The organism is Caviibacterium pharyngocola, assembly GCF_002795405.1.
GTDB lineage: Bacteria > Pseudomonadota > Gammaproteobacteria > Enterobacterales > Pasteurellaceae > Caviibacterium > Caviibacterium pharyngocola.
The window spans coordinates 19,469-41,765 of sequence record NZ_PHGZ01000025.1 but is presented as its reverse complement, the minus strand read 5'-3'; the positions used below and the strand labels follow the sequence as shown (position 1 = coordinate 41,765).

Genomic DNA, 22,297 nt, shown 5'->3' with positions numbered 1-22,297 from the left:
GCCGTCCTTTAATGAAAATTAATGTCCTGCAAAATCAACCAAGGTGAAAGGCTCAACACCTAAACCGCGCAAGCGCGCTTCGCCGCCCAATTCCGGCAAATTAATCACGAAAGCGGCGTGTTTTACTTCGCCTTGTAAGCGTTGTACCAATTTTACCGTGGCTTCCACCGTGCCGCCGGTTGCCAATAAATCGTCGATAATCAACACGTTATCGCCGGCTTGAACGGAATCCGTATGAATTTCCAAGGTATCTTCACCGTATTCCAACTGATAAGATTGCGCAATGGTTTCGCGCGGTAATTTGCCCGGTTTACGTACTAATACGAAAGGAACGCCCAAGGCTAACGCCACCGGCGCACCGAAAATAAATCCACGACTTTCCGTGCCGATGACTTTCGTAATACCTTTATTTTGATATTGGGCGACAATCAGATCGATCGCCGCTTTAAACGCCGCCGGCACTTCGGTTAAGCCGGTAATATCACGAAAAATAATACCCTTTTTCGGGTAATCGGGAATAGATTTAATGGATGATTTGATGAGTTCTAATGAATTATGCATTTTGTTACCTAAAAAGTGCGGTCAAAAATTTAACCGTTTTTTTAAAATTATCGACGCGAATCATAACATAAATTCGCTTTTTTAACGATAAATATCCTCGTCGTCTTTGCGCGTTTTTAACAAGCGCAAAATCCACACGTATTGCGCCGGTGTCGGCGTTACAAAGGTTTCGATTTCTTGATTCATCGCGCGGGCAGATTGTTCGGGTTCGTCGCTTAATTGCATTACCGGATGAATTTCCATTTCATATTTGCCGCATTCGGCGTTATAGCGCGGAAACATTGGGATCACCACGGCTTTCGACAATTTCGCCATTTTATTTAAGCCCGGTAAGGTCGCTTTATAAGTGGCGAAAAAATCAACATACTCACTCAATTCCGAGCCGTAATCTTCATCGGGTAAATAATAGCCCATTTCGCCCTTTTTCACCGCGTTCAAAAAAGGTTTAATACCGTTTTGGCGCGCGTGCATTTTGCCGCCGAAACGTTGACGAGTCATCGTCCATAGCCAATCCACTAACGGATTACGATGCGGATTATACATTGACGTCATCGGCATTCCGTGCGTATGCAAAATAATGCCCGACGCGTCGATCGCCCACGCGTGCGGCACCATTAAAATAATATTTTTGCCTTCCGCTTTGGCGTTCTTAATATGCTCCAAACCGATAAATTCGCTGCGCGTTTGCAAATGCTTCGCCGAGCGCACGGCGATTTCACCAATGCCTAGCATTACTTGCGTGACGCAAACAAACATTTCATCGATCACTTGCTCGCGTTGCGCATCCGTCCAGTGCGGAAAACAATAGCGCAAATTCACCTCGGCACGGTGTCGTTGTTTTTTCGCTTTGCGTCCGATCAATACACCCAATTTCGCCGCCAATTTATCGCGCAGCCGAAACGGCACAAAGGCAAGCACCAGAAGCGCCGCAATGCCGAGCCAGACGCCCCAATATTTCGGCAATAAATAAGACCACGACCAATGGGCTTGATAGCCGACGCGCGCGGTTAAACGAATATCATTTTGCTCCGCCATTTATGCTCCTTAGCCGAACCAACCTTGGTCATACGCCATTTTCGCCGTCATAATAAAGGACATCACCACAACCATCGGTCGAATCAGCGCTTTGCCTTTACTTAACACCATTTTCGCGCCCCAATTTGCGCCGATAAACTGCCCCGCCATCATTGCCAAACCGACCGTCCACATAATTTGTCCGCCGAGCAAGAAGAAAATTAACGACGCAATATTTGAGGTAAAATTCAGCACTTTCGCGTGTGCCGTGGCTTTCGCCAAATTAAAACCGAGCAAGGTTACGCAAGCCAAGCTGAATAAAGATCCCGTCCCCGGCCCGAAAAAGCCGTCGTAAAAGCCGATGCCTAAGCCTGCCGTAAAGGCGAATGCGGCATAAGAAATCCGTTGATGCCGATCTTCATCGCCCAATTTCGGCGTAAATAAAAAATACAAGCCGATCAATAACACTAAAACCGGCAAGATTTTTTTAATAATACTCGCGTCCACTGCTTGAATCAGCACCGTACCAAGCACCGCGCCGATAAACGTCATCAAAATAATCAAAAAAAATGTTTTTAAATCCACCGCTCTTTTGCGCAAAAAATACAAACTTGCCGAAAAAGATCCACCGCAAGCCTGTAATTTATTCGTTCCTAAAGCAAGCGCCGGCGGCATACCGGTCATTAATAATGCCGGAATGGTGATCAACCCGCCGCCGCCCGCAATAGCGTCGATAAAACCGGCGATGAGCGCGACAAAAAATAAGATAACCACCAACTGAACGCTTAATTCGATCATTTTATTTCCCTTATTCTAACCATTCGCTCCGATTCGGTGCGTTGATAACTTGTTGACACAGCATCGGTTCAGGCGGAACGGCTTTGGGTTTCGCCGGTGTTGAGGACGGTTTTGCCGGCTCGAACCAAGAATATAATTCATCACCGCAACCATCACCCGCCGGCACCGGCGCTTGATTTTCACAATAACTCGCGCCTTGCGGACAAGTTAAACGAACGTGAAAATGCGAATCGTGACCGAACCACGGACGAATTTTTTGCAACCACGCGCGATCGCCGCGCACGGTTTGGCACAGTTTCAACTTAATCGCCGGATTGACGAAAATACGGCTAACTTGTTTATCCTGCGCCGCCAAGCGGATCAAATTCGTGTGATTTTCCGTCCATAAATTATCATCCACCCGCTGCGCTTTACGATTCACCACCAATAAGCCCATTCCAGACGGATCTTGCGCATCGGCGGCGGATAAGCGCCCCATTCTCAACCAAATATCTGCATCTAAACCCACTTGATGACTGGCGTGTCCGGTCAGAAAACGCCCGCCGCCCGGCATTGCAATGTCGCCGATAAGCATTGTCGGCATTCCCGCCTCTTTCACTTTTTTACCCAGACGTTGCAAATACGCGATCATATCGGGATGACCGTAATAGCGATTTTTGTTGGTACGAATTACTTGATAACCGTCACCGTCAAACGGCAGCGGCTGCGCGCCGATAATACAACCATTGCTGTATGATCCGACCGGAGTCGGCTCGCCCGGAATCGGACGTTTCACCGATTGCCAATATTGCGGATTCGCCGTTGCCGCCGCAGCAGCCAAAAGTGCGGTGGAAATTACCGCTGTTTTGAGAAATTTATGTAGGGGCGAACCGATGTGTTCGCCCATTTTTAATTTATTTAGCATAATGATAATTAATTGATTAAACTCATTTTTAGAACAGACTCGCCGATCCGCTCCTGCGTTTATGAATATGTTTCTTTATTTACATTGCGCCTTAAAGCGTAACAAATGATCCAACAACACGATTGCGGTCATCGCTTCGGCAATCGGTACGGCGCGAATACCGACACAAGGATCGTGACGACCTTTGGTGACGACTTCGACAGGTTGATTGTCCAGATTTACCGAACGACCGGGAATCGTAATGCTTGATGTGGGTTTAAGCGCAATGGTGGCAATAATCGGTTGTCCCGAACTGATTCCGCCCAAAATGCCGCCCGCGTGGTTAGAACAAAAACCTTGCGGCGTCATTTCATCGCGATGATCGGTACCGCGCTGTTCGACTACGGCAAAACCGTCGCCGATTTCCACCGCTTTCACCGCATTAATGCCCATTAAGGCGTGCGCCAGATCCGCATCCAAGCGATCAAATACCGGCTCGCCCAAGCCGATCGGTACGTTTTCCGCCACCACGGTCAATTTCGCGCCGATAGAATTACCTTCTTTTTTCAATTCGCGAATTAATTCGTCGAATTTTTCCACCGCACTTTGATCCGGACAGAAAAACGGATTGTCGTTGACTTGCGCCCAATCGATTTTACTGATATCCGCCACCGTTTCAGGGTTAATCTTCACATTGCCGATTTGCGATAAATAACCGCGCACTTCAATGCCGAAATGTTCGCGCAAATATTTTTTCGCAATCGCCCCCGCGGCAACCCGCATTGCCGTTTCGCGCGCGGAAGAACGTCCGCCGCCGCGATAGTCGCGCAAGCCGTATTTTTGCTGATAGGTATAATCCGCGTGACCGGGACGGAAACGATCTTTGATTTCGCCGTAATCTTGCGAACGTTGATCGCCGTTTTTGATGATCATTCCGATACTGGTACCGGTGGTTTTGCCTTCAAATACGCCGGATAAAATTTGCACTTCGTCATCTTCGCGACGCGGCGTAGTATAACGTGATGTTCCCGGTTTACGACGATCCAAATCCGGCTGAATATCCTGTTCGGAAAGCATTAACCCCGGCGGTACGCCGTCCACGATACAGCCTAGCGCGATGCCGTGCGATTCACCGAAAGTGGTGACGCGAAAAAGTTGTCCGATACTATTTCCTGCCATTTTTATTCCTTAATTTTTTAAGCCAAGTTTTTCCGACGCCACTTGAATTTCTTCATTGGTCGATTGATTTTTAATAAATACGTCCAGCTGATTAAACGCAATATCAATATTATTTTCCGCAAATAATGCGTTAATGCGACGATTTAAGAAGTCAACTGTGCGGGTTCTATCGCCGATTTTCCCCACATAAACCCGCAATTCGTGATCTAAGGTGCTGTCGCCGAAGGACAAGAAATATGCCATCGGTTCCGGATCTTTCAATACGCGATCACATTCTGCCGCCGCTTGCAATAATAATTTTCTTACCAGTTCCACATCCGAACCGTAAGCCACACCCACTTTCACCAACACGCGCGTCATTGAATCGGTTAATGCCCAGTTGACGATGCGTTCCGTGACGAAAGCTTTATTCGGCACAATCACTTCTTTTTTATCAAAATCGATTAAAGTTGTCGAACGAATACGAATTTTAGAAACCGTACCGGAGAAATTCCCGATGGTCACCACATCGCCGATTCGCACCGGACGTTCGAACAAAATAATGATGCCCGAAACGAAATTCGCAAAAATTTCCTGCAAACCGAAACCGAGACCGACGGAAAGTGCGGCGAATAGCCACTGCAATTTCGACCAAGACATTCCCAAGGTGGAGAACGCGATCCCGCCGCCGATAGCGATAATAAAATAAATCAATAGCGTAGTGATGGTGTAAGGCGTGCCTTGCGAAAGATTAACGCGCGAAAACACCAACACTTCCAACAAGCCGGCGATATTGCGCACCAAGGCATAAGTCGCCGCAAGAATCACGATCGCGAGCAATAAATTCAGTAAGGTGACGGATTCCATCGTAGTGCCGGCATCGGTGGTGACGCTTTGCTGCCATAAGGTGACGCCTTGCAAATAATAGGCGACGGTAATCAAATCCGACCATACCCAATAGAACAAACCGAATAACGCCAACCAAAGCAAAATATCCGCCACGCGTTTCACTTGATCTTTCACTTGCGAAAGCGCTAAAGCTTCTTCTTGTTGAAGATCGATATTCACTTCGCCGTCATCGGTTTCGATTTTTTGCGTTTCAAATTGCGCGCTTTTTTCCTGCACGCGGCGATATGCCAAGCGTCTCGCCGACACGGTGAAGCCGCGATAAATAATATCGCGGAACAACATCCAAAGGATAAACACAAAATAAGACGACATTAAATGTTCCATTAAATTCAATGCCGTGTAGTAATAGCCCATTAGGATCAACACGATGAGCGCAATCGGCGCAAGCACCAATAAAGCGCGAGCAAATCGGAACAAATAACCTTGCGCACCCGATTTTTCTTGCGTGCTTTTTTGATACACGCGCACCGCATAACGTAAACGCGGTCCGACGATAAACAAAGTAATCACTAAAATCGAAATCGTCATTACCTGACCGAGTACATCGTTGGTAATACCCGCATCCAAATGCGTGAAAATAGAAGCATTCAGCCACAATGCACAGATCCAAACGGAACGTTTCGACACGCTGTAAAAAATTTTTACGTTCTGCTGCGGCATATTAAAGTGTCGATACGCCATTCCGTTCGGGCGCAGCAAAGCTAAAACAAAGGCGAAAAATAGCCAATAACCGGACATTCTTAGCGACCACCACCAAAATTGTTCGGGATTTTCGAAACAAATAAAGGTGATCAAAATTAATCCTGACAAAAACAGCAAGGTGCTCGGTAAACAAAGTACTAACGTCCACCACACGGCTTCCGGCGTATAGCGTTGGCGATCGCCGGTTAAGGTATTGATTTTCGTATTAATATAAGCCAAACGTTGCTTGATCTTTTCTTTTTTCCATTGAATAAGTGCGGTCAAAAAAGACAGCAAAACGATCAACAAGGTCGCCGGTACGATGTTATCTTTCCAGTTGGTAAAATTAATTTGTTCGTTAATATCTTTCAGCTGAAAATTCACGCTCGGCAAAAAGTTAGCGAACCAGCTTAAATCGATCGGCGCGTTACTTTTCACCCAAAAGCTTTGTTGCTGTAATTTGCCTTGCAAGGCGTCACTAATTGCCATTACTTGTTGTTGATTTAATTCAATGTTAATCGCCAAATTCAGTTGATTATTCAATGTAGTGATCGTATCGGACAATAATTTGCGTCGTTCCTGCAAAATGGAGGTCAAACGATCCCATTCCGCATCTTTCAGTTCGATATTATTTTTCTTTTCCAGATCATTAAGATAGCTTTGCGTGTCATATAAATGATCGCGCGCTTCCGTTAAATCGAAAATTTTAACCCGCAAATCGGTAATCTGCTTTGACAAGCCGCTAATCATTTGATCTTGCGGCAATAATTGTTTTTGTTTATTAATAATGCGCGAAAGGACCAACGTACCTTGCAGCGCACTGATTTGCTCGTTGATGTTGCGTTCCGTTTGTTGCAAATTGTCCAACACGCCCTTAATGCGCAAATTATCTTGCGATAAGGTATTAAGCTGCGCGGTTTGGTTCACTAAATCTTGACTGATTTTTAAATTAAATGCCTGTTCTTCCGCAATTAACGGATTGGTTTGATCGCTCCCTTTTTGTTGCGATTGCTTTAATTGCTCCGCTTGTTGCTGAGTTTCTTGCAGATTTTTTTCATTAATCACCTCTTGCAACAGAGTTTGCTTAGTTTGTAATTGCTGCTGAATGAGATTTTTTTCTTCCAGCTGAACGGTATAAAGCGAGGTTAAATCATTGTTGCCTTGCAACAAGGTTTGATTATACGCATTTTGCAACTCAATCAACGCCGCTTCGGTTTGCAATTTGGTTCTCTCCGCCGCATCGATTTCCGTATTAAATAACTGTTTATCGATTTCTTGCGAGCGAATTAAATTGGCGCTTAATGCCGCTTGCGCGCGATCCGGCGCGGCGCGTTGATTCACTAATTGTGCATTAATACCGGTCAGATCAGTTTGAATTTGTTGCAGTTTTTGTTGAGTTTGATTCAACTGCGTTTGCAACTCCGCTAAACTTAGCTTAGCGAAAGTATTCGCCGTTTGCGTCTCCGCTTCTTTCAATTCATCTACGGCATTTTGCGCGCTCGCCGTGGCTTTTTGCGCGCTAGCGATGGAATCCGTTAAGGCTTTGTTATCGGTCTTTTGCTTCGCGATCTTATTCAACAACGTCAAGGTGTCTTCTAAATTTTGCACCAAGGCTTTGTTATTCGGATCGTTTTGATCCGTTTCTTTTGCCGCTGCCAACTGAGTTTGCACGGCTTGTTCGGTGGGCAATTCTACCGTCGCATACGCATTAAACGCCCAAAATAACACCGATACGGCAAAAATTCGGGAGAAAAAAGAGAGTCGTTTCATTTTACTTTCCTAATAAATCGAGTAATTCCGCTTTTAACTGGACGCGAGAAATTTTGATATTTCCTTGCCGATTTTCCGAGTTTAGCGGGAAATATTGCACGGGTTGTTTAAACTTTTCCAATTTATCGTTTAACCAAATCGTTAAATTTTTGACCGCACTTTCGCTGAAATTATCCTTAAATTTTATCATTGCCACCGGACGTTGTCCGTATTCCTCGTCCTCTTTCGGCAGAATAAACACTTGTTCGACATTTTCACAGGCTAAGATTACCCGTTCGATTTCTTCCGGTTGAATATTTTCTCCGCCGGAAATGAACATATTATCCGCTCTGCCTAATACAACCAGTTCATCATCGCGCCATTCGCCGCGATCTTTGGTGGCAAACCATTGTTCGTCGTTCATTATAGGCACAATTCGGTTATTCTTCCAATAACCTAACGCCGCACCGGCACCGCGCAGCCAAATTTCGCCGTTCACCAATTTAAATTCGCGCTGCGGCAAAGGTTGCCCGACGCCCGCCGAACCGTTGCTTTGCTTGGCAAATACGGTGGACGCCATTTCCGTCATTCCGTATCCGCAATAGCTTTGAATGCCGAATTGTGCCAACGCTTGAGTCAATGCAACGGGAATATGCATTCCACCGAGCAAAATATGGCGCGTGCGAAATGTGTTCGGTGCGCACTGATGTAAATAATCCAATAAGCGTTGCAGCTGAACCGGCACCAACGATGCGTGCGTGGCTTGTAGCAGCGAGGCGTAAAAATCCGTGGTCGGCAAATGTAATTCGGCGCCGACGCTTAACCAACGCCATACAATGCCTTGTCCGGAAACGTGATAAAGCGGCAAGGACAACAACCACGCGTCTTGCGCCGAAAATTGCATTAACCGGCACACGCCTTGCGCGTTGTCCGAATGCGCTTGTACATTATGCACCACCGCTTTCGGCAAGCCGCTCGAACCGGAGGTCAAGGTCATTGTCGCCGGACGTTGCCAATCATCTTCAATCGGTATAAATACGACGTTGGAATCGGCGCTCGGCAAAGAAAGTGCGGTCACATTCGGCAACGTTTTCAGTTCGGAGGAAAAATAAAAGCGGATATGATTTTCCGCGCAAAGTCGGGCGATTTTTTCCGTCGGAAAAGCGGGATTCACGCCCAACACCCGCGCGCCGCATTGAATACCGGCAAGATAAAGCAAGAGAATATCCGTGCTGTTTTTTCCGCATAAGGCAATACCCTCGCCTTGTGCTACGCCTTGTTGTTGTAATGCTGCGGCATAATCTTCCGTTTTCTCGGCAAGCTGGCGCCAAGTAAAAAATTCGCCTTGCTCGGTTCGCAAGGCAATTTTATCTTGAAATAACGGAGACGCGGCATATTGCCGCCATAAAAACATAGGGTTTTGATGTCCTGTTCGATTAGTTGGCGGTAAAAAACGCTCTGACTTCTTCAATTAAATCATCAGGCAAATGCATTGATTGCATTGCACCTTCCAACATTAACATTTTACGCCCGCTGTTGGTGTTGGTGATCACCCAATAAGGCGTATCGGGAATTTGTTTCGGTTTGGTGTGGTTTCCCGCCATTAATAATGTGGCTTCGTCACGAGCGAAATATACGCGCGTGCGCCCTTGTAGGGATTCCGTCGCTTGGGCGAAACTTTCCGGATTGGTGCGATACAGCACGCGTAAAATCGCTAAAAAACGCACGACTGCTTTGCTTTCTTGCTGAAAATCCGCCGAATGTATTAACGCGCGAACTTTCTCGACGATTTTACCGATGGCTTCGTCCGATTGTTTTTTCGTCGTCACTTTCGGCGCTTCGCTCGCTGCCTGCATACGCATTTCCTGTACCGGCTCGACATTCTCATTTTGTTGCGGCGCAATAAAAGTTTCCGGCGCAAAAACTTGCTCCGTTTTCACCGCACTTTTAACGGAAGAAAAATGAAGTAAACGACGCAAAATATCCGAGGCACTTTCGCCAATAGATTGCGTTTGTCCGGCAATATATTGATAAAGTTCTTCATCCACTTCGATTATTTTCATTTTCGCTCTCCATTACTTGATCTATTTATGTTTTTGCAACATTATAACGACTTCTTTACAAATACTCTACGCAAAAATTATGTCGCATCGCAATTTACTTAACTTTCAATTTCATCAATTAAAACAAGACTCTAGCCGTCCCGTTTTGGTGTTTCTACACGGTTTATTCGGCGATATGAATAACTTGGGCGTCATTGCCCGCGCCTTTGCCGAAGACTATTCGATCTTACGCATCGATTTGCGCAATCACGGGCAAAGTTTTCATTGCGACGAAATGAATTATGCACTAATGGCGCAGGATGTGCTTGATTTATTGGATCATTTGCAGCTGCGCAAAGTCATTTTAATCGGGCATTCGATGGGCGGCAAAACGGCGATGTGTGCGGCGGCATTGCGTCCTGAGTTAGTGGAAAAATTAGTCGTTATTGACATTGCACCGGTGAATTACGGTAATCACGGTCACGACAGTGTATTTGCCGGATTATTTGCGGTAAAACACGCTGCGCCGCAAACTCGCCAACAAGCAAAACCGATTCTCGCCGCACATATTTCACAAGAAAGCGTGCAACAATTTATGCTGAAATCCTTCGACCAGCACGCCGCCGAATATTTTCGCTTTAATTTGACCGCACTTTATCGCAATTATGTGCATTTAATGGATTGGCAAAATGTGTATTTTCCGCATCCGACGTTATTTATCAAAGGCGGCGATTCGGATTATATTTTGCCCGCTTATACTCAAACCGTTTTGGCGCAATTTCCGCGCGCCGAATCCTTTACCATCAACGGCAGCGGACATTGGGTGCACGCCGAAAAACCGGAATTCGTCGTGCGTGCGATAAAACGTTTTTTATCTTAATTCTGACTTAATTAATAGGGTTTTAATCACCGGTGAATTGTGATATAGTGGCGCCAATTATAAGTTGTAGCTTATCATTCTCAATTAGCTACGGTGGATATAACGGTTGTGATTTAAAATGGCAAAACAAGATGCGGATTGCATAACCTTAGATCTGTTTGCTAATACACCGAAGGTCGGGCGGCCGAAAACCAATCCGCTAAGCCGAGAACAACAAATTCGCATTAATAAACGTAATCAACTGCGGCGAGATAAATCCAGCGGATTAAAACGCGTCGAGCTGAAATTACACGCAAATTTGGTTCGACAATTAGAAGATTTAGCCTCCGTGCAGTGTGTTAGTCGTTCGGATTTAATCGTAACAATTTTACAAGATTATTTTAATAGCAAGGAAAAATAGGTAATTACAATGGCTATCGTCGGTTTATTTTATGGTAGTGACACCGGCAACACCGAAAATGTTGCCAAAATGATTCAAAAACAGCTAGGTGCGGAATTGGTTGATATTCGCGATATTGCCAAAAGCACGAAAGAAGATATCGAAGCCTATGATTTTTTAATGTTCGGTATTCCGACGTGGTATTACGGCGAAGCGCAATGCGATTGGGACGATTTTTTCCCGACATTGGAACAAATCGATTTCACCGATAAATTGGTGGCGATTTTCGGTTGCGGCGATCAAGAGGATTATGCCGAATATTTCTGCGATGCAATGGGCACGGTGCGCAATATTATCGAACCGAAAGGCGCGATTATCGTCGGTAACTGGTCAACCGAAGGTTACACTTTCGAATCTTCGCAAGCATTAGTTGATGAAAATACTTTCGTCGGTTTGTGTATCGACGAAGATCGCCAACCGGAATTAACCGGCGAGCGCGTCGAAAAATGGACGAAACAAGTTTACGATGAAATGTGCTTGGCGGAACTGGCTTAATCACTTGGTTTTATATCGAAATACCGAAAATAAGGGGCAATTATGTCTGAAGAAAACATCAAACTATTAAAAAAAGCCGGTCTTAAAATTACCGAACCCCGTTTGACCATTTTGGCGTTAATGCAAGAGAACAAAATGTCACATTTTTCGGCGGAAGACGTATATAAAATGCTGTTGGAACGCGGTGAGGACATCGGGCTTGCCACGGTTTACCGCGTGTTAAACCAATTTGATGAAGCCAATATTTTAATTCGTCATAATTTTGAAGGAAATAAATCCGTTTTCGAACTGGCGCCGACGGAACATCACGATCATATTATTTGCGTCGATTGCGGCAAAGTATTTGAATTTAACGATGAAGTGATCGAAAAACGCCAACGCGAAATCAGCGAGGAACACGGCATTAAACTGAAAACCCACAGTTTATATTTATACGGCAAATGCAGCGATATTACGAACTGCGACGAAAAGAAAAAATAATCGGTTATACTAAAAAAGGGATCGGCGGATCCCTTTTTTATTCGACTTTTATTCGACATAATGCGCTCGAATCAGCAAAAATTATCCCAAAAACCACCGCACTTTTTCGTCTTTAACCAAGCTATTTCAACTTAAAACTCGCCATATAATTACTGCTTACGTCTTTGTTCAACCAAAAACGTCCGGTCAATACATTATAATGATAACCGACCATATTCCGACATTCCAATTCGGCGCGATCCGTCCACGCCAGTAATTCCGCTGGTTTAATGAATTTATCATAATCGTGCGTGCCTTTCGGCAACATCTTCAGCACATATTCCGCGCCCAATACCACCAACGTCCAAGCTTTAAACGTGCGGTTAATTGTGGAAAGAAATAGCACGCCGTTCGGTTTCAATAAAGTTTTGCACGACTGAATCACTGAAGCGGGATCGGGAACGTGTTCCAACATTTCCATACAAGTAATCACATCGAACTTTTCGCCTTGAAGTGCGGTGTGTTTTTGCACGAAATCTTCAATCGTCGTTTGTTGATATTCAATTTGTAACCCTTGCGATTGGGCGTGCAATTTCGCCATTTCAAGCGGCGCAACGCTCATATCGATACCGATCACTTTGGCTCCGCGTTTTGCCATACTTTCCGACAAAATCCCGCCGCCGCAACCGACGTCCAACACGTTTTTCCCCGCCAAACCTTCCGCTTGCGCCGAGATATAATCCAAACGCAACGGATTGAGTTGATGAATCGGTTTAAAATCGCCTTGCGGATCCCACCAACTTTGCGCCATTTTTTCAAATTTTTCCAACTCTTGCGGATCAAGGTTTTGCATATTCGAACCCATTTAATAATCAACGAAAATAATGGCTTATTATTCCCTAAGTGCGGTAAAAATTCACTATAAAATTAGAGCTGCCCTAGAAATTATGCTATAATCTCGCTAATTTTTTATGCGATTAGGAAGCTATTAATGACTGATTTAGTCCCAAATGTTACCTCGGTCAGTATTGAGGAAGAACTCAAATCCTCCTATCTTGACTATGCGATGTCCGTGATTGTCGGACGTGCTTTGCCCGACGTGCGCGACGGCTTAAAGCCGGTACACCGTCGAGTGCTGTTTTCGATGGATCGAAGCGGAATTACCTTTAACAAAGCCTATGTAAAATCTGCTCGTGTAGTCGGCGACGTTATCGGTAAATATCACCCGCACGGCGACAGCGCAGTGTACGACACTATCGTGCGAATGGCGCAACCTTTCTCATTGCGTTATATGTTGGTTGACGGACAAGGCAACTTCGGCTCGGTGGACGGCGATGCGCCCGCCGCAATGCGTTATACCGAAGTGCGGATGCAAAAAATCACCCAAGAATTACTCACCGATTTAGACAAAGAAACCGTTGATTTCTCGCCGAACTATGACGGCAAAGAAATGATTCCCGATGTGTTGCCGACAAAAATTCCGGCGCTATTGGTCAATGGATCCTCCGGAATTGCGGTCGGGATGGCGACGAATATTCCGCCGCATAATTTAGGCGAAGTGTTGGACGGTTGTTTGGCTTATATCGATAACGAAGAAATTACCATCGATGAATTAATGAGCTATATTCCGGGACCGGATTTCCCGACAGCGGCGTTAATCAACGGTCGAAAAGGTATCGAAGATGCCTATAAAACCGGCCGCGGCAAAGTTTATGTTCGTGCCAAAGCGGAAATCGAAACCAACGATAAAGGGCGCGAAACCATTATCGTTACGGAAATTCCGTATCAAGTGAATAAAGCCCGTTTGGTGGAAAAAATCGCCGAATTGGTGCGCGATAAAAAAATCGAAGGCATTAGTAACGTGCTCGACGTGTCGAACAAAGAAGGTTTTCGCATTGAAATCGAAGTCAAACGCGATGCCGTCGGCGAAGTGGTGCTGAATAACCTTTACGCTTTGACTCAAATGCAAGTGACCTTCGGTATCAATATGGTGGCGTTGGATCACGGTCAGCCGAAATTATTCAACCTTAAACAAATTATTGAAGCTTTCGTTAAACATCGCCGCGAAGTGGTCACTCGCCGTACTGTGTTCGAATTGCGCAAAGCGCGCGAACGCGCCCATATTTTGGAAGGTTTAGCGATCGCTTTGACAAATATCGATCCGGTGATCGAATTGATTCGCGCCTCAAAAACCGCGGAAGAAGCCAGAGAAGGCTTATTGTCCCGTCCTTGGGCGCTCGGCAATGTGAGCGCAATGCTTGAAGCCGCCGGCGAAAATGCGTCCCGTCCGGAAGATTTAGCCGAAGAATTCGGTATTATCGACGGACAATATTACCTTTCCGACGAACAAGCACGCGCTATTTTGGATTTGCGTTTACAACGCCTCACCGGTTTGGAACACGAAAAAATCGTCACCGAATATCAAGAAATTTTACTAGAAATCGGTGAATTATTGCACATTTTAAACAGCTCGGTACGCTTAAAAGAAGTACTACGCGAAGAATTAGAACGGGTGAAAGCCGAGTTTAACGATCCGCGTCGAACCGAAATCACCGCGGCTTCCGGCGATATTAATTTGGAAGATTTGATCGCACAGGAAGATGTCGTCGTCACCCTTTCGCACGAAGGTTACGTTAAATATCAACCGATTACCGATTACGAAGCGCAACGTCGCGGCGGCAAAGGTAAATCGGCGACCAAAATGAAAGAAGAAGATTTCATCGAACGTCTTTTAGTTGCCAATACGCACGACACCATTTTGTGTTTCTCCAGCCGCGGGCGTTTATATTGGCTGAAAGTTTATCAACTGCCGCAAGCCAGCCGTGGTTCACGCGGACGTCCGATCGTGAACATTCTGCCGCTAGAAGCCAATGAACGAATCACCGCCATTCTGCCGGTGACGGCTTATGAAGACAATAAATTCGTCGTAATGGCGACGGCGGGCGGTATTGTGAAGAAAATCGCCTTAACCGAATTCAGCCGACCGCGTGCAAGCGGCATTATCGCGCTTAACTTGCGTGATGAAGACGAATTAATCGGCGCGGATATTACCGACGGCAACAATGAAATTATGTTGTTCTCGTCGCAAGGTCGCGTGGTGCGTTTCGACGAAAACGCCGTGCGCGCAATGGGACGCGCGGCAACCGGCGTGCGCGGAATTAAATTGGCGCTTACCAATGAATTATCCGATGACGAAAGTGCGGTGGAAATCGACGACGTTTCCGATGAAAACACTGAAGAAACTCTTGATTTGAATATCGACAAAGTGGTTTCTCTTGTAGTGCCGAAAAATGACGGCGCGATTCTCACCGCGACACAAAACGGTTACGGAAAACGCACCGCGCTTTCCGAATATCCGACCAAATCACGCAATACGAAAGGCGTTATTTCGATCAAAGTCAGCGAGCGCAACGGTAAAGTTGTCGCCGCCACCCAAGTGGAAGAAAGCGATCAAATTATGTTGATTACCGATGCCGGCACCTTGGTCAGAACTCGTGTCAGCGAAGTTAGCATAGTCGGTCGTAATACCCAAGGCGTGCGCTTAATTCGCACCGGCGATGACGAACACCTCGTCAGCTTGGAACGCGTTTGCGATGCGGACGATGACGAAAACACCGAAATTTCGGCTGAAAGTGCGGTGGAAAATTCGGCAGAATAACGCATAAAAGCGGGTTTCGCCTGACACCCGCTTTCTTATTCTACCGATATTTTCAAAATAACAATCCTTGCCGGCGCAGACGATATCGCGCCGGTATTTAATTCAACCTAAGCGATAAAAAATGATACTTTCTCTACTCTATCTTCACATTGCCTGCGCCTTTATCAGCCTTGCGCTGCTCATTACGCGCGGCACGATGCAGTTTCACGGCAAAAATTGGCGAGCGATAAAATTATTAAAAATTCTACCGCACTTATCCGATACGCTCTTGATTGTCAGCGGAATCGCCGTGCTGTTTAGCGTCGGATTCGGTTTTCCTTGGTGGATTATCGCCAAACTGGTGTTACTAGCTTGCTACGCCATTTGGGCGTCGGAATATTTTCATAAAGACGTAAAAGAACCTAAAGTGCAAAAGCTGCTTTTGGCTTGCGGCGCGCTTATCGGCGCGATCTTATTGGGCTATTTTCACTAAGACAGCCAATTACTCACAATATCAATCACTTCCACAATACCTAGAATGGAAAGTGTGATCCCAAAAACCGCTAACTTCAAATTTCGTTCTTCGTTGGCGGTTTGTTCTTTTTTCTGCTGCGTGTAACTCAAAATCTGATGAACTTGCGCCAACTGCGAAGTGACTTCGGCATTTTTTTCGCGTAAATGATAAGCTTCGCGAACATCTTGCCACGCCTGAAACAACGCATAACGCGAAAATTCCACCGGATTATCGAAATAATACCGCGCATTAAACACTGCCGCTTCGGTATAAAGTTTATCCAATTCCTCCACATTAATCGGTTCGACCAACATCGCCGCCAGCTCCTCGCTGATTTGATGTAAGGCATCATAATATGCCAATGCCAGCATAATCAAAAACACTTGGCGATACGCGTGATCAATTTTACCAAACCGTTCGAACAACGCCATTCCCCGCCCGTCAATCGCCCGCCATTCATTCGGCAAAATCATAAAATCACCCTGCTCCAACGTATCCGACGAGCGAATAAACCAAGACGCATTTCTAATTAACGCCTCACTCAACCCTTCCGCGCCGGCAGTCAGTACAATATTGCCTAAACTGTCGGTTTTGCCAAAAATTTCAGATAACGCCTGCTGCTGTTCCGGCTTCGAAGAAAATAACTGCGCCGCTCGATAAGAAGAAAAACACAACGTCCGCACAAACCGACTACCGTGAAAAAACGTCACTTTTAATGTTAAGTTCGCAAAATCCTCCTCCACCGCCGTCGTTTTCTGCAAAATCGGATTCAAAAATTTAATTTGCTGTTCACACAAACAAATCTTTTCCTTTAAGGAAAGAATTTCATCTAACGCATAGATCTTACCGAAATAAATATTTTTCATCGCGACCCTCTTTAATATCACTTTAGGCAAATAGACAAATAAGATTGATGAAGATTCTAGCAATAATTGGGGAGATTGGGAAATGTGAGATCCGATAAATAAAATACCAATGGATTTATCTATCGGATCTTTTGGGCAGGACCGTCTATTTAAGCCAAATAAAACACTTGCTCCAATTCCTGTGAAATCGGGCTGTTATCTGGATTAGACGGCATTATATCTTTCATAAAATGCCACCATTTTTGACAGGCTTCAGTTTGCGCAATAGCATTCCAACGTTCTTCACTCTCGATTTCCACATAACCGAATAATAGATTTCGTTCTTTATCTAAAAAGATAGAGTAATTATGGCTACCGTGAGATTTAAGCTCTAAAACTAATTCGGGAAAAATCTCATTATGACGCTTTTTATATTCTGCGTGGCTATCCGGATGAATCTGCATAATAAATGCTTTTCTTATCATAAAATACTCCTTAACTAATTTGCCATTCCTAAACCTACGATATTCGCAGCAAGAACAATAACCAAACAACCAATACAAAGTACTCGCGTAGGTTTGATTCCTGTTCCTTTCCATTCGTGTAAAATCAAACCGACAATTCCGCCGCACAAAACATAGAAACTCATATGTAACATCCAGCTGATAAATCCGTATTCGGCAGGAATATTTGCGTGTCCCCAAGCATAGAAGAAGAATTGGAAATACCACATAATGCCGCCTAATGCAGAGAATAAAATATTACTGATTAATAATCCTTTTGCGACACTTACATCGGATTTAAAAGATAATTCAGGTCGTGTCATCAGACGAATAATACAATAGCCTAAATTAATAATCGCGCCGCCTCCCATAATGGCGATATAGCTCGGTAGTGCGACATAAAGCGGATCTACACCTAATCTAGCCGCTTCTTCGTGCATTGGCGTTGCTGCACTCATCGCAAATGACATTCCAGCAGAAAAAATACCGCACATTACTGCCAGCGCGAGCCCTTTTTTCAAATTAAATTCTTCTGCTGTAACGCCGGTCGCTTTTTCTTTTAATAATCCTGCATAAGAGACGATTGCAACACCAATAACCGCTACGATAACACCCACAATCGTTAATTGCCCGCCGGTACTAGCCAGCAACTCACCGAAGCGCCCTTGAATAATCGGCGTCATCAATGTTCCGACAATCAATGTAATGCCGATAGCAATACCGATGCCCATAGACATTCCTAAGTAACGCATCGTTAAACCGTAACCGATATTACCGATTCCCCACATCGCACCGAATAAAAATACCGGTAATAAAACATCTTGGCTAAATGAGGCATAATAAGCACCGAAATCAGGTAATAAAAAATAGCTGATACTCCAAGGCAATAGGATCCAAGAGAAAATACCAGCGATCGCCCACATTGTTTCCCACGACCAATTTTTCACTTTTTTCATCGGTGCATAGAAACAAGCAGCTGATGTAGCGCCGATAAAATGCCAAAAGATACCTAACAAAATTGAACTACTCATATATACTCCTTATATAACATAATCATTTATGTTCTTGATAATTTAAAGTTTTTCAGAGTTAAGCGGTTCGACGCCGCCGCGCCGAACCGAGGTTATTAAAAAACACCTTCCATTGGCGTCACACCGAAACGCTCAGCTAATAATTTAAACTCCTCCGTTTTAATTGTTTGTCGTTTTCCGCCCATAGATAAAACTTTAACCAGAATTTCCGCCGATTTTTCCGCCGTATCAATTAAGCCGAAAGCTTCGTCTAAGTTTTCTCCACACCCGAATGCGCCGTGGAAAGCCCATAGAACCAAGTGATGACGTTGCATTTGTTCTGCCGTTGCATAACCGATTTCATCTTTTCCCGGCGTCATCCAAGGTAAGATCCCAACACCATCGGGAAATACAACAAGACATTCCGTACTCATTTCCCATAATTCACGACTGATAATTTTACTATCTAATTCAATAACATAAGTCAGAGCAATAAGGTTTGTCGGATGACAATGCATAATTACCCTATCTCGATTAGCACTCGCTTCCATTCTTACAATATGAGATTGAAGGTGGGCCGCTAATTCAGATGTCGGTACGCCTCCATTTTTTAATCCCCAAAGAATGTAATAACCTTTGCCCGTTTCATCTATTCGAATAATTGTTAAGTTATCTTCCGGATCTAAAATAACGTTACGGAAAAACTTACCTGAACCCGTTACGATAAAATAATGATTAGCTAACTTTTCGACATTTTGTGTTATATCAACGTGACGTGGTGCTGATGAAAATTCGTGTAAATAAGGTGCGACATCCGAATCGAGTAAACGCAAACTGATATTCCCGCCATTTCGTTCATCCCAGCCTTTTAGCCACATATCATTCGTTGCTTTAATCATTCCTTGCACAAACCAAGAATCAATCACATTTTGCATAATAATTCTCCTAAACGTTTAACGTTGACTGAGCACGTTTTCTTCATATTGGCGAACATCATTCAGCCAGCGACTACCGACAGGAACATTATTCATTTCGCAATACATATCCCAAACCGCTTGCCACGGAAGTGATTTTTGTTCTTCCAATAAGGCTAACCGAGCTGTAAAATCACGAGCATTCTCCAATTCACGTAATGTTTGTGTCGGTTCCAATAACGCTTTTAATAAGGCTTTTGCATATTTCTCGTACCGATTACCCAAGCGGCAATGCGGTTAATGGAAGCGTCGAAGAAATCCAATCCGATATGTACTCGATCAAATAATTGATTACGCACGATTTCATTTGCAATCGCTTGAGTTTCATCATCAAGTAATACGACGTGATCACTATCCCAACGTACCGGACGACTAACATGTAATAATAGATGTTGCACAAACGGCATTACTGCAGAAATTTTGTCTGAAATGACTTCTGTCGGGTGAAAATGTCCGGCATCCAAACATAACGCCGTCCCACGAGATACGGCATAAGCCGCATAAAATTCATTGGAGCCTGCTGTGTAAGATTCCACACCGATGCCGAATAATTTGCTTTCAACCGCATCTAAATGATATTTAGGATCCAATTTTTCACTGATAATAGCGTCAAGCGATTCAACTAAACGTTGTCTCGGCGCAAACTTATCGACAACTAAATCTTTACTTCCGTCCGGAATCCAAATATTCATCACAGATGCCGTACCTAATTCTTTTCCGAAATATTCAGAAATTTTCCGACAAGCTTTACCGTGTTCAATCCAAAAATCCCGAATGGCTTTATTTTGATGCGTTAAAGTCGCCTCGGCACTAAGCGGATGCGAAAAATAGGTCGGATTAAAATCCAAACCGAGTTGATTTTCTTTCGCCCAAGACACCCAATTTGCGAAATGTTCCGGTTTAATTTCATTACGCTCAACTTTATAATCTGCTTCTAAATAAGAAGCGTGCAAATTCAAACGTTTTTTACCCGGAATAAGTGACATCGCTTTATCTAAATCGGCGCGTAATTCCTGAGCATTACGGGCTTTTCCCGGATAATTTCCTGTTGCTTGAATCCCGCCACTTAAACCGCCTTCTTGCAGTTCAAACCCGGCAACATCATCCCCCTGCCAGCAATGCATTGAGATCGGCAAGTCGTCCAATAGTTTTAATGCTTGCTCTGTATCGACGCCCATATCGGCAAATTGTTGTTTGGCTAATTCATAAGTTTTTTGTACGTTACTCATCATAATGCTCCTTCTAGAGATAATTAATTAAGATTGCAAAATTCACGCCATTTTTTCTCTAAGAGAGACGTCGGCATAAAGTGCGGGTTGTTTTTGTAATGTTTTAACGGAAAGTTTTGGCAAACCAATTCACGAAATTCTTTTGCATTACCGATTTGATCAAGCGCCATTAATTGGCAGCCGATATTCCCTAAAACAGATGCTTCTACCGGACCGGCAAATACATCAACGCCACATAAATCAGCACAAAGTTGGTTTAAAAATTCATTTTGACAACCTCCACCGACAATATGTAAACAAGAGATCGAATGTCCTTGTAACCGAGCTAATTCATCAGCAACTTGGCGATAAAGCATTGCGAGACTATCAAAAATACAACGGGCTAATTGACTTGTTGTTTCGGGAACGACTTGGCGATGTTCTCGACAATATTGTTGAATACTCTCCACCATTGAGTTCGGATTAAGAAAACATTCCGCATTCGGATTAATGAGACTTCGGAAAGGTGTTTCATTTGCGGCTTGAGCCACTAATTCCGGAATATTTACCACCTGTCTTTCTAAGCAAATCCGGTTAAACAGCCACAATCCCATAATATTTTTAAGTACGCGATAATGTCCGTCGATACCACCTTCATTCGTAATATTTAGATTCATTGCCAGCTCGTCATTATGAGGCGTTGTCGTATCCAACCCCATTAATGACCAAGTTCCGGAACATAAATATGCCGCATAGTCATCGGAAAGTGGTGCAGAAATAACCGCACTTGCCGTATCGTGGCTTGCAACGGACATTACAGGAACACGATTTTCCCAAAAGCCGATTTGAATGCCGGGATGACGAATTCGTCCGAACCAACTTGCCGGTAATCCGAGATAATCCAATAATGCCGTATCCCAGCTATCGATATTGACATTCACTAATTGTGTGGTTGTTGCGTTGGTATATTCGCGATTAATTACGCCGGTTAAACGATAATTAAGGTAATCGGGAATCATTAGGAAATCTGTTACTTGCGATAACCATTGAGGATTTTCATCAACCATTGCTTTCAGTTGATAAAGCGTATTAAAGGTCAGAAATTGAATGCCTGTTTTACGATAGATATTCTCTTTACCGAGCTCCGTTTGCACTTTTTCTAATACGCCTTGAGTTCGGTGATCCCAATATGCATAAGTGGGGGCAATCACTTCGCCTTGTTTATCCAAAAGGACATAATCCACGCCCCAAGTATCGATTCCGATGCTGTGCAACTGTTTACCCGACTCAAGAATTTTTCGCAATCCGGTAAGAATTTCATTCTCTAAGTACACCAAATCCCAGCAATCGTGCCCTTGGTATGAAATAAATTGATTTTTGAAGCGATGGATTTCAACCAGAGAAAGTTGTTTATTTTCAGTATGATAAGTGCTTAACATCACTCTACCGCTTGAGGCGCCTAAGTCAATCGCAGCAATATTTAAAATTCCCATAATCTGTTCTCCGAATCATTTCATTTGAGAGCAGTTTAAGAATAT

20 protein-coding genes and 1 pseudogene are annotated in these 22,297 nt (G+C 44.4%); 6 read left to right on the top strand and 15 right to left on the bottom strand.

Annotated elements, in window-relative coordinates:
- Window positions 1-18: 18 nt before the first annotated feature.
- From apt to seqA, 8 genes are all read right to left on the bottom strand, one after another.
- Window positions 19-561 (bottom strand): adenine phosphoribosyltransferase, encoded by a 543-nt coding sequence (apt, locus tag CVP04_RS10290; protein ID WP_100297423.1) that lies wholly within the window; start codon window positions 559-561, stop codon window positions 19-21.
- An 81-nt stretch (window positions 562-642) separates the two neighbouring features.
- The gene (lpxM, locus tag CVP04_RS10285) at window positions 643-1,596 is read right to left on the bottom strand and encodes a lauroyl-Kdo(2)-lipid IV(A) myristoyltransferase (RefSeq protein ID WP_100297422.1); all 954 of its coding nucleotides are present in this window, start codon (window positions 1,594-1,596) and stop codon (window positions 643-645) included.
- 9 nt (window positions 1,597-1,605) lie between these two features.
- Entirely contained in the window at window positions 1,606-2,373 is a 768-nt protein-coding gene (locus CVP04_RS10280; RefSeq protein WP_423738304.1) for a TSUP family transporter, read from the bottom strand.
- Between the two features lie 10 nt (window positions 2,374-2,383).
- Entirely contained in the window at window positions 2,384-3,259 is an 876-nt protein-coding gene (gene mepA / locus CVP04_RS10275; RefSeq protein WP_100297442.1) for a penicillin-insensitive murein endopeptidase, read from the bottom strand.
- Between the two features lie 93 nt (window positions 3,260-3,352).
- Entirely contained in the window at window positions 3,353-4,435 is a 1,083-nt protein-coding gene (aroC, locus tag CVP04_RS10270; protein WP_100297421.1) for a chorismate synthase, read from the bottom strand.
- Window positions 4,436-4,444: 9 nt separating this feature from the next.
- The gene (gene mscK / locus CVP04_RS10265; RefSeq protein WP_100297420.1) at window positions 4,445-7,774 is read right to left on the bottom strand and encodes a mechanosensitive channel MscK; all 3,330 of its coding nucleotides are present in this window, start codon (window positions 7,772-7,774) and stop codon (window positions 4,445-4,447) included.
- A 1-nt stretch (window position 7,775) separates the two neighbouring features.
- Window positions 7,776-9,167, bottom strand: coding sequence for an o-succinylbenzoate--CoA ligase (gene menE / locus CVP04_RS10260; protein ID WP_100297419.1), 1,392 nt, complete (start codon window positions 9,165-9,167; stop codon window positions 7,776-7,778).
- 22 nt (window positions 9,168-9,189) lie between these two features.
- Window positions 9,190-9,816: a replication initiation negative regulator SeqA gene (seqA, locus tag CVP04_RS10255; RefSeq protein ID WP_100297418.1), complete on the bottom strand. Its 627-nt coding sequence runs from the start codon at window positions 9,814-9,816 to the stop codon at window positions 9,190-9,192.
- Window positions 9,817-9,895: 79 nt separating this feature from the next.
- Here seqA and CVP04_RS10250 point away from each other — a divergent pair, with 79 nt between their 5' ends.
- From CVP04_RS10250 to fur, 4 genes are all read left to right on the top strand, one after another.
- Entirely contained in the window at window positions 9,896-10,675 is a 780-nt protein-coding gene (locus tag CVP04_RS10250; protein ID WP_100297417.1) for an alpha/beta fold hydrolase, read from the top strand.
- A 118-nt stretch (window positions 10,676-10,793) separates the two neighbouring features.
- A complete protein-coding gene (gene ybfE, locus CVP04_RS10245) occupies window positions 10,794-11,075 on the top strand; it encodes a LexA regulated protein (RefSeq protein WP_100297416.1) in 282 nt (93 codons plus the stop codon).
- Between the two features lie 9 nt (window positions 11,076-11,084).
- On the top strand, window positions 11,085-11,609 hold the full coding sequence (gene fldA, locus CVP04_RS10240; protein WP_100297415.1) for a flavodoxin FldA: 525 nt from the start codon (window positions 11,085-11,087) through the stop codon (window positions 11,607-11,609).
- A gap of 42 nt (window positions 11,610-11,651) precedes the next feature.
- Complete coding sequence (gene fur / locus CVP04_RS10235; RefSeq protein ID WP_100297414.1) at window positions 11,652-12,089, top strand: ferric iron uptake transcriptional regulator; 438 nt, start codon at window positions 11,652-11,654, stop codon at window positions 12,087-12,089.
- A 121-nt stretch (window positions 12,090-12,210) separates the two neighbouring features.
- On the opposite strand, the gene ubiG is transcribed toward fur, so the two are convergent.
- The gene (gene ubiG, locus CVP04_RS10230) at window positions 12,211-12,921 is read right to left on the bottom strand and encodes a bifunctional 2-polyprenyl-6-hydroxyphenol methylase/3-demethylubiquinol 3-O-methyltransferase UbiG (protein WP_100297441.1); all 711 of its coding nucleotides are present in this window, start codon (window positions 12,919-12,921) and stop codon (window positions 12,211-12,213) included.
- Between the two features lie 138 nt (window positions 12,922-13,059).
- Here ubiG and gyrA point away from each other — a divergent pair, with 138 nt between their 5' ends.
- Entirely contained in the window at window positions 13,060-15,726 is a 2,667-nt protein-coding gene (gyrA, locus tag CVP04_RS10225) for a DNA topoisomerase (ATP-hydrolyzing) subunit A (protein WP_100297413.1), read from the top strand.
- A 121-nt stretch (window positions 15,727-15,847) separates the two neighbouring features.
- Window positions 15,848-16,198, top strand: coding sequence for a SirB2 family protein (locus tag CVP04_RS10220; RefSeq protein ID WP_100297412.1), 351 nt, complete (start codon window positions 15,848-15,850; stop codon window positions 16,196-16,198).
- Here CVP04_RS10220 and CVP04_RS10215 read toward each other — a convergent pair.
- The 6 genes and pseudogenes from CVP04_RS10215 to rhaB all read right to left on the bottom strand — a co-directional run bounded on the left by CVP04_RS10215 (window position 16,195) and on the right by rhaB (window position 22,252).
- A complete protein-coding gene (locus tag CVP04_RS10215; protein WP_100297411.1) occupies window positions 16,195-17,085 on the bottom strand; it encodes a hypothetical protein in 891 nt (296 codons plus the stop codon). The two genes, CVP04_RS10220 and CVP04_RS10215, sit on opposite strands and share 4 nt — an antisense overlap.
- A 149-nt stretch (window positions 17,086-17,234) precedes the next feature.
- Entirely contained in the window at window positions 17,235-17,549 is a 315-nt protein-coding gene (gene rhaM / locus CVP04_RS10210) for an L-rhamnose mutarotase (RefSeq protein WP_100297410.1), read from the bottom strand.
- A 14-nt stretch (window positions 17,550-17,563) separates the two neighbouring features.
- A complete protein-coding gene (gene rhaT, locus CVP04_RS10205) occupies window positions 17,564-18,598 on the bottom strand; it encodes an L-rhamnose/proton symporter RhaT (RefSeq protein WP_100297409.1) in 1,035 nt (344 codons plus the stop codon).
- 95 nt (window positions 18,599-18,693) lie between these two features.
- A complete protein-coding gene (gene rhaD / locus CVP04_RS10200; RefSeq protein ID WP_100297408.1) occupies window positions 18,694-19,512 on the bottom strand; it encodes a rhamnulose-1-phosphate aldolase in 819 nt (272 codons plus the stop codon).
- Window positions 19,513-19,530: 18 nt separating this feature from the next.
- Window positions 19,531-20,729 (bottom strand): annotated as a pseudogene (locus CVP04_RS10195) (L-rhamnose isomerase).
- A gap of 74 nt (window positions 20,730-20,803) precedes the next feature.
- Window positions 20,804-22,252 (bottom strand): rhamnulokinase, encoded by a 1,449-nt coding sequence (gene rhaB / locus CVP04_RS10190; protein WP_100297407.1) that lies wholly within the window; start codon window positions 22,250-22,252, stop codon window positions 20,804-20,806.
- Between the last annotated feature and the right edge of the window lie 45 nt (window positions 22,253-22,297).